Source organism: Chitinophaga tropicalis, assembly GCF_009758205.1.
GTDB classification, from domain to species: domain Bacteria; phylum Bacteroidota; class Bacteroidia; order Chitinophagales; family Chitinophagaceae; genus Chitinophaga; species Chitinophaga tropicalis.
Window position 1 is genome coordinate 1 of sequence record NZ_WRXN01000003.1, and the last position, 13,976, is coordinate 13,976.

15 protein-coding genes and 1 tRNA gene are annotated in these 13,976 nt (G+C 45.9%); 8 read left to right on the forward strand and 8 right to left on the reverse strand.

The genetic code is table 11. The features are described 5' to 3' along the window. Positions 1-232: 232 nt before the first annotated feature. Positions 233-317: transfer RNA gene (locus GO493_RS08145), tRNA-Ser, on the reverse strand. Between the two features lie 146 nt (positions 318-463). Here GO493_RS08145 and GO493_RS08150 point away from each other — a divergent pair. Then, a complete protein-coding gene (locus GO493_RS08150; protein ID WP_157305651.1) occupies positions 464-2,497 on the forward strand; it encodes a T9SS type B sorting domain-containing protein in 2,034 nt (677 codons plus the stop codon). Positions 2,498-2,499: 2 nt separating this feature from the next. On the opposite strand, the gene GO493_RS08155 is transcribed toward GO493_RS08150, so the two are convergent. The 6 genes from GO493_RS08155 to GO493_RS08180 all read right to left on the reverse strand — a co-directional run bounded on the left by GO493_RS08155 (position 2,500) and on the right by GO493_RS08180 (position 6,469). Beyond that, positions 2,500-2,904 carry a MerC domain-containing protein gene (locus GO493_RS08155; protein WP_157305652.1) on the reverse strand — a complete coding sequence of 135 codons (405 nt, stop codon included), beginning with the start codon at positions 2,902-2,904 and terminating at the stop codon, positions 2,500-2,502. Between the two features lie 217 nt (positions 2,905-3,121). Beyond that, on the reverse strand, positions 3,122-3,703 hold the full coding sequence (locus GO493_RS08160) for a histidine phosphatase family protein (RefSeq protein ID WP_157305653.1): 582 nt from the start codon (positions 3,701-3,703) through the stop codon (positions 3,122-3,124). Positions 3,704-3,774: 71 nt separating this feature from the next. Continuing rightward, positions 3,775-4,443 (reverse strand): response regulator transcription factor, encoded by a 669-nt coding sequence (locus GO493_RS08165; protein ID WP_157305654.1) that lies wholly within the window; start codon positions 4,441-4,443, stop codon positions 3,775-3,777. A gap of 58 nt (positions 4,444-4,501) precedes the next feature. Continuing rightward, complete coding sequence (locus GO493_RS08170; RefSeq protein WP_198315638.1) at positions 4,502-5,242, reverse strand: sensor histidine kinase; 741 nt, start codon at positions 5,240-5,242, stop codon at positions 4,502-4,504. Positions 5,243-5,276: 34 nt separating this feature from the next. Continuing rightward, complete coding sequence (locus GO493_RS08175) at positions 5,277-5,939, reverse strand: hypothetical protein (protein WP_157305656.1); 663 nt, start codon at positions 5,937-5,939, stop codon at positions 5,277-5,279. A 23-nt stretch (positions 5,940-5,962) separates the two neighbouring features. Continuing rightward, positions 5,963-6,469 (reverse strand): hypothetical protein, encoded by a 507-nt coding sequence (locus GO493_RS08180; RefSeq protein ID WP_157305657.1) that lies wholly within the window; start codon positions 6,467-6,469, stop codon positions 5,963-5,965. 273 nt (positions 6,470-6,742) lie between these two features. Between GO493_RS08180 and GO493_RS08185 the strand changes: the two genes are divergently transcribed. Beyond that, positions 6,743-7,360, forward strand: coding sequence for a MarR family winged helix-turn-helix transcriptional regulator (locus GO493_RS08185; RefSeq protein WP_157305658.1), 618 nt, complete (start codon positions 6,743-6,745; stop codon positions 7,358-7,360). Between the two features lie 2 nt (positions 7,361-7,362). On the opposite strand, the gene GO493_RS08190 is transcribed toward GO493_RS08185, so the two are convergent. Continuing rightward, positions 7,363-8,802 carry an aminotransferase-like domain-containing protein gene (locus GO493_RS08190; protein WP_157305659.1) on the reverse strand — a complete coding sequence of 480 codons (1,440 nt, stop codon included), beginning with the start codon at positions 8,800-8,802 and terminating at the stop codon, positions 7,363-7,365. A 138-nt stretch (positions 8,803-8,940) separates the two neighbouring features. On the opposite strand from GO493_RS08190, the gene GO493_RS08195 reads away from it, so the two are divergent. From GO493_RS08195 to GO493_RS08220, 6 genes are all read left to right on the forward strand, one after another. Continuing rightward, complete coding sequence (locus GO493_RS08195) at positions 8,941-9,198, forward strand: ArsR/SmtB family transcription factor (RefSeq protein WP_232538804.1); 258 nt, start codon at positions 8,941-8,943, stop codon at positions 9,196-9,198. 168 nt (positions 9,199-9,366) lie between these two features. Then, positions 9,367-9,978 (forward strand): TetR/AcrR family transcriptional regulator, encoded by a 612-nt coding sequence (locus GO493_RS08200; protein WP_157305661.1) that lies wholly within the window; start codon positions 9,367-9,369, stop codon positions 9,976-9,978. 52 nt (positions 9,979-10,030) lie between these two features. Further along, the gene (locus GO493_RS08205; protein ID WP_157305662.1) at positions 10,031-11,278 is read left to right on the forward strand and encodes a TolC family protein; all 1,248 of its coding nucleotides are present in this window, start codon (positions 10,031-10,033) and stop codon (positions 11,276-11,278) included. A 103-nt stretch (positions 11,279-11,381) separates the two neighbouring features. Continuing rightward, a complete protein-coding gene (locus tag GO493_RS08210) occupies positions 11,382-12,314 on the forward strand; it encodes an HlyD family secretion protein (RefSeq protein WP_157305663.1) in 933 nt (310 codons plus the stop codon). 2 nt (positions 12,315-12,316) lie between these two features. Next, entirely contained in the window at positions 12,317-13,234 is a 918-nt protein-coding gene (locus GO493_RS08215) for an ABC transporter ATP-binding protein (protein ID WP_157305664.1), read from the forward strand. Further along, a complete protein-coding gene (locus tag GO493_RS08220) occupies positions 13,231-13,974 on the forward strand; it encodes an ABC transporter ATP-binding protein (protein WP_157305665.1) in 744 nt (247 codons plus the stop codon). The genes GO493_RS08215 and GO493_RS08220 overlap by 4 nt, the downstream gene beginning before the upstream one ends. Positions 13,975-13,976: the final 2 nt, after the last annotated feature.

Consider the following 13,976-nt stretch of genomic DNA (forward strand, 5'->3'; position numbering starts at 1 on the left):
GTTCAATGCTAAGATTAAAGCCTTTAGAAATGCACTAAGGGGAGTCAGAGATGTAGAGTTTTTCCTTTACAGATTAGCCAAAATCTATGCTTAGAATCAAAATCCCCCAAGTTTTCAACTTGATCCCCTGTTACAGTCATAATCATTTAATCAGAGATTGCCGCAAACAAAAAAGCCTTCAGATTACATCTGAAAGCTTTTAACTTCTTGCTAAACGTCGCCGTTTATTTAGCGGAGAAAGAGGGATTCGAACCCCCGGACCTGTTACAGTCAACAGTTTTCAAGACTGCCGCAATCGACCGCTCTGCCATTTCTCCGCTGCAAAAGTAGAAATTTGATTTAATTTTCAAAAAAAAACTTTTCAATAGTTTAACGTATTTCTTTAAAATCCTGTCTGATATTGGGTTTGCTCAGAAAAAAAAGCTACTTTTAATGCATTATAGTTACCCAGTACGGAATTAACATGCAGCTAAAACAGTTTATCCTGTACCCAATATTGCTCCTGGTATTTGCCGCCACTGCAACAGCTCAGGATTGTACAGAAATAGGGCAAAACCCTTCCACAGCATTCCCCGTTTGTGGAACAAAAACGTTCAGTCAGGAGTCTGTTCCCATTTGTGGTCATCGTGGTATACCGGGTCCGGCATGTACAAATGCCGGAGATGGCACTCATGAGGATACCAATCCGTACTGGTATAAATTCACCTGTTATAAAGGCGGCACCCTGGGCTTTAAGATCACCCCGAAAGTATTATCTGACGATTACGACTGGCAGATCTTCGACATCACCGGTAAAAATCCGGATGCTGTATATACTGACCGTAGTCTTTATGTATGTATGAACTGGTCTGGAGAGGGGGGAGTGACCGGTGCGTCTTCCGCAGGGACTAAACGGGACGTTTGTGGAGGGTACGGGCAACCGCTTTTCAGTTCTATGCCTACATTGATAGAAGGGCATGAATACCTGTTGCTTGTCAGCCATTTTACGCCCTATTCGCAAAGTGGCTATGACCTGGTTTTTACTGGTGGCACTGCGGATATTACCAGTCCCGGTATACCTTCTATAGTGCATGCAAGGTATAACTGTCAAAGTTACACAATCGGAGTAAAGCTCAGTAAAAAGGTATTGTGTAAAACACTGGCCACAGATGGCAGTGATTTTGCTTTTGCCTCAGGAGGTGCAGGTATTTCCGGTATCAGCGGTATTGGCTGTGCCAATGCATTTGATTTCGATTCCCTGCTGATACAGCTGAACGGACCGCTGGGACCCGGTGATTATAGTGTCGTTACGAAGACCGGCACCGATGGTAACACAGTACTGGATGTTTGCGGCAATCCTCTTGCCGTAGGTGAAAAAGTTGATTTTCATATAGATCCGCCGCCGGTTGTTCAGTTGGGAAATATGGCGGTTGTGGGCTGTGCCCCGGATAAAATAAAGATAGGCTTGTCTACTCCTATACGTTGTGCGTCTATTGCTGCAGATGGCAGCGACTTTACCATTACAGGTTCTCCCGCAGCGATTATTACCGGCGCCACAGGACAATGCAACAGCAACAACCTGGCAGATACTGTGGTGATACAGTTTGCACAGCCTCTCTACCGGCAGGGAGATTATACCATCACTCTCAAAACCGGTTCCGACGGTAATACCGTTCAGGGAGAATGCGGGCAGGGCGCCAGTATCGGACAAACAGTTGTTTTTCATACAGCCGATACCGTATCAGCAGACTTTAGCTATAACCTGAGTAAGAACTGTAAGGTCAGCACCGTCAATTTTTCACATGATGGCGCTAATGGTGTTAATTCCTGGAGATGGACGCTGGACAGCGCGGGTGTAGATGTACAGACCGTGCAGAATTTTACAAAGGTGTATGGCGATTTTGGAGAGAAATATGTAAGGCTGGCGGTATCTAATGGTGTATGCTCTGATTCAGTCTTAGTGTTCATTAACCTGGAAAAGACCCTGGGGGCCGTATTCTCTGTAGATCCGGGGCCATACTGCCCCATGGACATCGTTACCGCCAAAAATGAAAGCTTTGGCAGCATTACCTCTTACGCATGGGATTATGGTAATGGGAATACCAGTACAGCACCGGACCCCGTTCCGCAGCAATATCATCCGGTGAATAAAGAACAGGATTACAGGATCAGGCTGATCGTAGTTGATAATCTCAATTGCCAGGATACAGCAGATCATTATATTAAAGCCGTGACCAGTTGTTATATAGATGTTCCCAATGCATTCTCTCCGAATAATGACGGAGTCAACGATTACCTGTATCCTCTCAGTGCCTATAAGGCAATAGATCTGCACTTTACTGTATACAACAGGCTGGGTGAGCTGGTGTTTGAAACGACCGACTGGACTCATAAATGGGATGGTACAGTGAAAGGAAAACCTGCTGACGTAGGTACTTATGTATGGATGTTGAAGTATACAGTGAAAGATACCGGCAAGAAAGTTTTCCGGAAAGGCACTGCTACTTTATTAAGATAGCCTTATTGTGCATGTGTATGGCTGATACTGCAATTGTTGCAGGATCTCCAGTTGCGGATATGTGCTGTGATGATCAGAGCTGCGCCGGTTATTTTGAATCCCGTTTCCAGTAGTAGTGAGGAGCAGAAATTGCCAGCTATCAACAGGAATAACCCTGCAAGAAAACAAACGAGCAATGATAATTTATGGTGGAGCCTGCTGTATCCACGCCATATAGCCCAACCACCTGCCAGCATTGATACAAGAAGGGTGATTGCCTCCAGGTAAGGATTTTCCAGTATTTCTATCCCGAAAAAGGGGAGTGTTGTGAAGATGATGGGCAATAACACGCAATGTATGGCGCAGGCAAGGGAAGCGCCAATCCCGATTATATCCCATTTGCTTTGATAAGAAGATCTCATTCTCATAATTCCACCGGTTTTATCTTGCATGACTAACGTACTGATCCAAAACGCAAATGTAAATAATTGAACCATTGTTGCAAATATTATTTTAGGGAAGGCCTGAGTTTTGACCATAAGTCAAGGAGATAGCTGCAAAAAAAATGCTTTCACCTTTTGATGAAAGCATTTTTTAGAGAGAGGGGCTGCAGCCGGTTAAAATGAGACGCGAATCACGCGGGTATTACATTTCAGCCAGATGTACTGTACAGTTCAGCAGCTCGCAATCCCAATTATTGTCTTTGACGTTAAAACGGGTAACGGAAGTATTTTTCAGATGTTCTGTCAGTGTCACTTCAGGCGCCAGCTTTTTCATTAAGTGACGGATGAAACTGCCATGGCTCACTATCAGGATACGTTTGCCGCTATGTTCTGCCAGGAGATCATCTATAAAAGAAAGTCCCCTGCTCCAGACGGACACTTCTGTTTCCATACCCAGTTCAAGTTGCCGCCAGTCGGCTCCCCATTTACTGATCCTTTCAGCTTCGTTGGTTCCTTCTGTTTGTCCGCCGGAAACTTCCCGGAGGCGTTCATCTTCTTTCATGTTGGTAATACCCAGTTGAGATGCTATAATAGCGCCGGTTTCGCGGGCGCGTGAAAGATGGCTGGTGTAAATGAGGTCCCAGTGTTCGTCAGACAGGCGTATACCAAGGCGTTTTGCCTGTTCCAGACCTTCCTCGTCCAATGGGATATCAGTGCTTCCCTGCATTCTACCCTCTTTGTTCCATGCTGTACTTCCATGCCGGATCAGGGCTATACGTGTCATAGGCGCTTATTATCTGTTGATTAGCACAAATATACGCACCACATGTCAGGATTTATAGCATTTGAGAAGATTCAAAGTAGTTCTGCCTCGCTGATGAGGTTATTTTTCAACGCAAAAACAACTACTCCGGCCGTATTCTTGACATTCATTTTTTCCAGTATACGGGTACGGTGGCCTTCTACTGTACGTTTGCTCAGGAATATCTTATCGCCTATTTCCTGCGCGGTAAATTGCTGGCAGATGAGGCGGATAATTTCTTTTTCGCGATCTGTAAAAGTGACCGGAGCGGCATCCCGGCAGGGATTGAACCTGCTTTTAACTATCATGGAGGCCAGTTTGGCGGAAGTTTGCCTGCAATAGAAGATGTTATCGTCGTATACGCTGGTAATAGCTTCTATGATCTCCTGTTTATCGGCATTTTTCAGAAGATAACCTTTGGCGCCGGCTTCCAGCATTTCTACGATGAGCTCTTCTTCGTCAAACATGGAGAGGGCAATGATCTTTGCAGCGGGATCTTTCTGAAGGAGAGCGCGGGTGGCGGATATTCCGTCCATCAGCGGCATTTTAAGATCGGTCATGATCACATCTGCTTCTACTTCATTGAGTATTTCCAGCAGTTCCCGTCCATTGCCGGCCTGTCCTACCAAGGCAATGTTTGGCTGCCTGGAAAGCATCAGCGCCAGTCCGTCACGGAAAATCTCATGATCGTCAGCTATCACTAATCTTATATCGTGATTCATTGAGTGTATGTTGGGGTATTACGTGCCTTTCCTAAGGTTCAGTGGGAGTAAATATACATTATCCGGCTGGTATTTTTACGAAATAGTTGGTTCCCTGGCCGGGTGTAGAATCGATTGATAATGAACCATTCAGGATGTCTGTACGGATAGCGAGGCTTTTCATGCCCAGCCCTGAAGATTCCATCCTGGCCTTCTTGACGTCAAAGCCTATACCGTTCTCTTTTACCAGTACCAGGAAAAAGCCGCTCTCCCGGGTCAGCACTATCTGTAACTGTGTGGCTTTGGCATGCTTCAGGGTGTTATGGGCTATTTCCTGTATGATGCGGAAGACATGTATCTCTTTCTCAGGTGGAATGTTGATCTGGCCGGAGGTATTGAATTTGATCTCAAGAGATTCTTTGGCAGACAGCTGGCGGATGAACTCCCGCAGAGCTTCGGTCAGGCCTTTCCGCTCCAGGGTGGCAGGCAAAAGATTGTGGGAGATCTGCCGGAGGCCGCGGATCACTTCGTCTATATAGCCGGATGACCGGTCAATCAACAGTTTATCCTGTGGATCGGTAACGCCTATACTATGAAGGTTCAGTTTGATAGTGGAAAGCAGGGGCCCAATGCTGTCGTGAAGATCGGCCGCTATACGTTTGCGCTCATTTTCCAGTATAGTGATCTCTGCAACGATACGTTCCCGTTGCAGCTGTATATAACGCCGGTGGTAGAGTACAATGGAAACTACAAAGAATACGATTATAATAGCGATCAGCAGTGAAATAAAGACGGTCGTATAAAATATTTTATCATCCATGGGGTTATCATTTTGAGGCGTTGGCCCGGACATGCTATGCGTCAAAATGTTTCTTAAAATAATATGATGGTTTAACGGGGATGAAAAGTACGGCTATAGCATAGATCAAATTTACAAAAGCATTGATATAATTGAACATAAAAATGACCCGGAGGGCAAATACCGTATCCGATCCTACAAAGAGAGAAGCTTCATAGATGATCTGATAAATAAAGAAGATGATGAAACCCAGGCATACAAGGAATCGTGCATTTTTAATAAGATTTTTGTTGTCCTGTACAATCAGGTAATTGATCTCGTTAATGCTTAGTAATACGCTCACAAAAGCATAGGTGACCCTGAACCAGGGGCTGAAGGTCTCTATCTTATTGAAGAGAATGTTCTCTGTTATCCATAACATACCCAGTCCCAGCAGTAAGCCGCTGAAAAGCCGGGGTTTTCTTCTGAGGAAACCCCATACATAGAACTGGTAAATGATCACGATAGATTCTGCCAGCCCGTAAAGGTTGGATGGAACCGCATTGCTGGTATTCAGGACCCTGATACAGATGAAACTGATCGTTTCTGACAAAAAGGCCAGGGACAGGAGTAAGAGAAAGGGCTGAAAGCTTGCAACAGTCCTGTTGAAGCGGATCAGCCCAATCAATAATGGAATAATAACCAGCTGACTTACAAGAAAGGCGCCTATATTACTCATCAGGGCTAATATAAATGATATGATTATAATGCACTTTTACAGAGAGGAGGACAGCGCTGACCACTTTCCATAGCCTGGGCATCTGACTGGGCATTGGCGCTCTTAATACCAGGCACATGCACGGCTTTTTCGTTAGCTATAAGCATAGTCGCAATATCTGCACCGGCGGAGTCTGTTGGAAGCAGGATCATCCTGACAGTTCCTTTTTCATCTTTACCCAGGTAGATACGTATGCCCCTGGCCCCTTTTACATTCAGCAGTGCGGCAAAGGCGTCACGGTTAAACAGTTCTGCATCAGGCAGGTTGAAAGCACTGTCCAGGTAGTTAGCCGGTAGTTTTGCCTGCAGCTCTCTTTTTCCTGCCACAAAGCCTTTCCTGTAAGCCCTGGCATCTTCTATAGGGATAACATGCAGGCTCGCTTTTGCCCTGTCAAAAGGGATTGGCTTATCACCATGAGTTCCGGGGGTACACTGCGTCATAACCATGATCAGAATGATGGGGAGAATAATGCGGATAGATTGGTGTTTCATGATTGAGGTTTTATGTTGATTGAATATGCAAGCTAATAGATATGGGCCGTAAAGGACCGGGTATTAATGCCGGAAAAATAACGTATAAATACCTGGAATGTATTCAGATTACGGACAGTACGTGAAATTGCTCTTTTTCGGAATATGCCCCCCGGTGTTCTCAGCGGGCTAAAGATAAAGAAAAAGAACACTGGTCCAGAATATTGAAATTTTTTTAATATCTGGCTCTGATACAATTGAATGGGAGATGGTACTTTTGTGCCCGCTTTTTAAATGGTAAAGAGAAAAACATCCAACTTTAGCCCGGAGCAACAATTGGTAAGCCTGGACGCAAGACTGTTACTGGCCCTTCAAAGGCTGAGTGATATGCTGAAATCTATGCAATGGGAGCAGGCCCGTGCATTAGGCATTACACCGCTGCAACTACAGATATTGCTTTTTGTGGGGCATCACACTACTTCCATCACCAAGGTGGCTTATATTGCCACAGAGCTGCAACTGAGCCGTCCAACCATCAGCGATGCCACGGCTACGCTGATAGCAAAAGGGCTGCTGGAAATGGAGGAAGACCGCCGGGACAGGCGTAGTTATTCCCTGCTTATTACTGATACCGGCCGTGACCTGCTGAAACAGGCAGTCAACTATACAACAGACCTGGACCTGTTGCTGCAAAAGAAACCTGAAGGGGAGAAAAGCCAGTTGTATCAATCGCTGTATACGATCATTGCCGGCTTGTCAGAGAATGAAAAAGGAGGGATGCAACGCACCTGTTTCAGTTGTGAATTTTACGATGGAAATAAAAAACGCCAGCATACCTGCGGATTACTGAAAAAAGAACTGCCGTCATCTGAGCTCCAGATCGACTGTATGTACCATTCTTCCCTGTCCTGATATTATAACTGCCGGATAACTTTCGACAACCGGTTCAATCCCTGCATCATCTGAGCTTGCTCCAATGTGGCGTAACCCAGTCTTATTCCAGGTATATCTTCATGCCTTGGTATATAGCTCAATGGATCTGCTATGTTTATGCCTGCTGACCTTACCTTCTGTAATAACAGTTCCGGAGCTACGGGTTTATGCAGTTGCAGCCAGATGGCAAGTCCGCCTTCCGGTTGTATGTAATGTACGTGTCCGTTAAACAGCTCCTGTACAATACCGGAGGTATGTTCCAGCTTTTGCCTGTATATAGAGCGGGTATGATGGATATGTTTGCGTATATCTCCTGCTGTCATGAGGTTGGCAAGCGCCTGTTGCAGGATGGGATCGCCTTCCCTGTCTATGATAGTACGGTAAGCTGCCAGGGATGCAATGAAATCAGGAGGGCCGCATACGAAATTAACCGGAAGGGAGTGGATCACGGAGCCCAGGTAGATTACATTACCGTTTTGTGACATGGCGGCCAGCGGGAGCTGTTGTACTCCGAAATGATATTCATGATCATAATCATCCTCAATGATCAGGAAGCCGTATTGGCGGCTTAGCTCCAGCAGCTGTACCCGTTTATGGTCAGGCAGGGTAATAGTAGCGGGATATTGATGGTGGGGAGTGATATATAATGCTTTCAGGGGGATGGATTGGCAGCAACGTTCAAGCGCTTCCAGGTCTATACCCTGAAAGCCGGAAGGGATATAATGCAGTTGTGCACCTGCTGTGGTGAAGGTATGCCATGCCGGTTGATAACCAGGTTGTTCCACAGCCACATGATCGCCGGGGGAGAGCAGGGTCTGAGCGGTGAGATAAAGTGCCATCTGCATGCCTCTTGTAATGCAGATATGCTCAGGTGTGATTGCCAGTCCACGGTCATTATTCAACATACTGTTCACTTCCTGTAACAGCTGCTCGTTGCCCCGGAGGGGTTGAGAGAACAGTTCCTGGTGATTGTTCTGCAGCATGATACGCCTCCATTCCCTGGAGATCTCACTAACCGGGGCAAGTTTAAAATCGGAAAGTCCATCATCAAAGATGATATCGTATGGAGCGGGAGATGGGTGGGAATGAGAGAAGTTGAACTGCCTGAATGAAATGTCTGTTGAAGGAGGCCCTTCCCCTGAGGGAAGCATACGTCCTGAAGGGATACTGTCATTAACATGAGTGCCGCTTTTATACCTGGATACGGTCCAGCCTGCGGTGGTTAAATGTTCATAAGCCAGTACAACCGTATTCCGGTTCACTTTCAGTTGCTGGGCCAGGATCCTTGTCCCGGGAAGTAAAGCACCGGGCAGCAGTCTGCCTCTCATTATCTCGTTGATAATGTAGGACTTGATCTGTTGGTATATCGGTTCCCGGTCGTTTAACGATAGTTGTAACCGGACATGTCTGTAGCTTCTCATTTAATTCTTGGCAGTAGGTGTGCATCATATACGGGTAGAAAGGAGGGACGGTTGTTAACGGGTCGTTATTGAGGAAGGGTTTTATTGAGATTTTTCGATACATTGGAAAATGTATATTTTTACGGAATGGATGCAATAATGATAGAGAAGGCTGCGAACGCAATAGCGGATAAACACAGGTTATCCATACTGCTGGCTGCTTCACGGCAATCTGCTATTCAGTGTTGTGAGATAACCGAGCTCACAGGGTTGTCTCAGCCAACGGTTTCGCATCATATAAAGATATTAGTGGATAGTGGTGTTCTAATTTATGATAAAACAGGCCGGACTGTACAATTGACAATTAATAAAGAGATGATGAAGTATTTATCGTCTTTCTTTGATAAACTTAGTTGAGGATTTTTTTAGAGAGCAAACAAAAAACGCTTTCGCCAAAGGCGAAAGCGTTTTTTGTTTAGGGGATATAGGCCTGTGGCCGGCTGAAATTAATTTTCAATAAAAATTTGCCAATTTAAAAAATATTATACCTTTGCATTAACCAAATGGTTAAATCAAATAGTTTGAATGGCACAAGACAGAAATACTGAGGAACTGATCATAGAAGCAGCCAAGAAGATCTTTGTACAACGCGGACTGGCAGGTGCACGCATGCAGGATATTGCAGATGAAGCCGGTATTAATAAAGCCATGCTACACTATTACTACCGGAGCAAGGAAAAGCTGTTTGAGATAGTATTCAATGAAGCGCTGGGAAGAATAATAGGCCGTCTGGGACAGATAGCTATAGACGGAGAATTACCACTGGAACAAAAGATACGAGGCCTGGTAGAAAGTTATATAGCAGGAGTGGCAGAAACACCTTATCTCCCCATTTTTGTGATCAACGAAATAAACCAGCGTCCTGACCTTTTGGTACAACGCATGCAGTCCTTATCCGGTTTCTCAAATATAATGTCCTTTATGAAGGATGTAATAGAAGCAGGAAAACGGGGAGAAATAAAGCAGGTAAGCCCGATACAGCTCTTTCTCAATATTGTATCCATGTGTATCTTTCCTTTTGCAGCGAAGCCGCTTGTACAAGGGGTATTACAACTGGATAATGTACAGTTCAATCTCGTGATAGAGGAACGGAAAAAGCTGGTGGCAGATGTCATTCTGGCCTGGTTAAAGCCTTAGGGCTTTTTTTTACAATGTAATTAACCAAATGGTTAAAATAAATAGTTAGTATATGAAGCATTCCGTATGGATATTCCTGTTATGCGGTATACAGGCGGCGGCGCAGACAGATCAGCCACCGCTGACGCTTGACAATTGTTATGAACTGGCAAGGCAAAACTATCCGTTGATCCGTCAGCAGGAACTGATAGCAAAGACCGGTGCATATAACATTGAAAATGCAGGAAAAGGTTATCTGCCGCAGCTTGCATTTTCAGGGCAAGGCACTTACCAGTCAGACGTTGTACATTTTCCCCTGCCAGGGGCTCCGGAGCTGAGTAAGGACCAGTATAAGGTGCAGGCAGAGGTGACGCAGACCATTTATGACGGGGGAAGCATCAAATATCAGAAACAGCTGAGTAAAGCCAGCACCGGCGTACAGCAGCAACAGCTGGAAGTAAACCTCTATGCTGTAAGAGACAGGGTCAGCCAGTTGTTCTTTGGCATACTGCTGATTGATGATCAGTTAGAACAGAATGAACTTCGCCGGAATGACCTGCAGAGTGGTATGCGCCGGACGGAAGGCGCCGTAAAGAACGGGACAGCTTTACGCAGCGGGTTGGATGAATTGAAGGCTGAACTGTTAAATGTGGAACAGTCGCGTATACAACTGGCGGCTACACGAAAAAGTTACCTGCAGGTACTGGGACTTTATATCAACCGGCCACTTGGCGATTCTGCCATATTGGTAAGGCCTGCGGTCACAGCGATGCCTGATGACATTCGCCGGCCGGAATTGTCACTTTATGATCATCAGAAAGAAGTTTACTCTATCCAGGAAAAGCAGCTGCGGGTAAATTACCTCCCGAAGATAAGCGCATTTGCGCAGGGAGGGTATGGGCGTCCTACTCTTAATATAGTAGATAACAGCTTTGGTTTCTATGGGTTGGGAGGTATACGTTTCTCCTGGGCATTGGGGAGCCTTTATACCAATAAGAACAACAGACAGATACTACGTATGAACCGGCAGGACCTGGATGTACAGAAAGAAACCTTTCTCTTTAACACAAAGCTAACACTTACACGCCAACAGATAGAAGCACAGCAATACCGGGAGCTTATTGCACAGGATGGAGAGATCATTGATCTGCGCACTTCGGTGAAGAAAGCAGCTGTAGCGCAACTGGAGAATGGGGTGATCACTCCGGACGATTATATCACCCGGGTGAATGCAGAGAGCCTGGCAAGGCAGAACAGGAGTATTCATGAGATACAGCTGTTACAGGTACAATATAGCAGCAGGAATACTTCCGGTAATTAGAAGAGTAATAATGCTGATTTAAAAAGCAGTTCTTATTTATTGAATGAAGCGCTCATTCGCAGTTTGTTTGGCAATTAAAATAATAATAATTCTTATTCATTATATGAAATACTTATTCATTCCCATAGTCATCATATTCTTCGCTGCCTGCTCAGGTAACGGTACAGAAGGAGATGCTTCCGGCAATTTCGAAGCGGATGAAGTGATCGTATCTGCACAACAAAGCGGACAGCTCCTTTCCTTCACAGTGAAAGAAGGAGATACTCTGCATAAGGATGCTGTAGTAGGACAGATAGACGTAACAGGCCTGGTCCTCCAGAAAGAACAGGCAGAGGCTTCTATAGAGGCGCTGCGTGGCAGAACCACAGATCCTTCTCCACAACTGCTGCTTGTCAGACGACAATTAGCCGTACAGGAATCACAGCTGGCGCAGCTATTACATGAACAAAAGCGTACGGAGAACCTGGTAAAGGCAGACGCAGCTACACCTAAACAGCTGGATGATATTAACGCACAGGTAGACCAGCTGCAGAAGCAGCTGATCGTTACCCGTCAGCAGCTTACTGTCAATGAAACCAATGTAGCCAATCAGAACAGAAGCGTGATGAGTGAAAAGTCGCCACTGGAAAAATCTGTTGCCCGTTACCAGGACCAGATCAGTAAAGGGCAGATCATCAATCCGCAGACGGGTACAGTACTGGCGCGTTATGCACTACAAGGCGAAATGGCTACTGTAGGAAGAGCGTTGTACAAGATTGCCGATATGGATACGCTGTTGCTGAAGGCTTATATTACAGGCGCGCAGCTGCCGGAGATCAGGCTGGGACAGCAGGTGAAGGTGCTTATTGATGCCGGTAAAGAGGAGTATAAGACCTATACGGGAACGATCAGCTACATTTCCGGTAAGTCAGAGTTTACGCCTAAAACCATACAGACAAAGGAAGAGAGGGCTAACCTGGTGTATGCTATCAAGATACGTGTACCGAACGACGGTTATCTGAAAATAGGCATGTTTGCTATCGCAAAATTCCACTGATCATGGAAACAGTTACACTTCACAATATCAGTAAGACTTATGGAAAGGGGGCAACACCTGCGTTGAAAGACGTTTCCTTTTCTGTGAACAAAGGAGAGCTGTTTGGATTGATAGGTCCTGATGGGGCCGGGAAGTCTACTATCTTCCGTATTCTCACCACCCTGTTGCTGGCAGACGAAGGAACTGCCACTGTAGGAGGATTAGATGTAGTAAAGGACTATCACCGGATAAGAAGCAGTGTAGGGTATATGCCGGGCAGGTTTTCGTTGTACCAGGACCTGACCATAGAAGAGAACCTTACCTTTTTTGCTACCCTGTTCGGCACTACAGTAGCTGCCAACTATGAGCTGATAAAGGATATATACCGGCAGATAGCGCCGTTCAAAGACAGAAGGGCGGGTAAATTGTCTGGCGGTATGAAGCAGAAACTGGCGCTCTGCTGTGCATTGGTGCATAAACCGGAAGTATTGTTCCTCGATGAGCCGACAACAGGAGTAGATGCCGTTTCAAGGCGCGAGTTCTGGGATATGCTGCAGCAGCTGAAGCAGCAGGGTATTACCATCGTTGTTTCCACTCCCTATATGGACGAGGCCCGCCGTTGTGAAAGAATTGCGCTGATACAGGCAGGAAGTATACTCTCGATTGATACACCGGATGCTATCATTAACGCCTATCCGGGACAGTTGTATGCCTTGAAGGCTGCTCATATTCCTCATCTGCTGAATGATGTAAGAGGGTTTGAAGGTGTTGGGCAATGTTATGCTGCAGGTGAATACCTGCACATGGTATTCAGGAGCGGGAGTGAAGAACATCTGCTGGCATTCCTGGAAGGGAAGGGGCATAAGGACATCATTTTAAAAAAGATCAAGCCTGATATAGAGGATTGTTTTATCCGCTTACTGACAACTACACACCAATGAATGAAAGAGCAATTGTCTGCAAAGGACTGACTAAACGTTTCGGGGATTTCATTGCCGTGAACAACATTTCTTTTGATGTTGATCAGGGAGAGATCTTCGGGTTCCTGGGCGCCAATGGCGCCGGTAAGACAACAGCCATGCGTATGTTGTGCGGTCTTTCCTATCCCACATCCGGAGAGGCGGCTGTAGCGGGATATAACGTGTTTAAGCAACAGGAGGCTATCAAACGGAATATAGGTTATATGAGCCAGAAGTTCTCTTTATATGAGAGTCTTACTGTAAAGGAGAACATCCGCTTTTACGGTGGCGTATATGGTTTGTCTGACCGTCAGCTGAAAGAGAAGGGTGATGAGCTGATCACTCAGCTGGGAATGGAAAATGAGGTGAAGAAAATGGTAGGCAGCCTGCCTCTTGGCTGGAAGCAGAAACTGGCTTTCTCTGTGGCCATTATCCATCAGCCCCGTATCGTTTTCCTGGATGAGCCTACGGGTGGTGTAGACCCTGTTACCCGCCGGCAATTCTGGGACCTGATCTATGCTGCGGCAGAAAAGGGCATCACCATTTTCGTGACCACTCACTATATGGATGAAGCGGAGTATTGTAACCGTATCTCTATTATGGTAGATGGCCGTATAGATGCGCTGGACACACCGGCCAACCTGAAGCAGCAGTTCAGGGCAACAAGCATGGATGAAGTTTTTTATGCACTGGCACGTAGCGCAAAGCGTTCGGCCGATTAAAC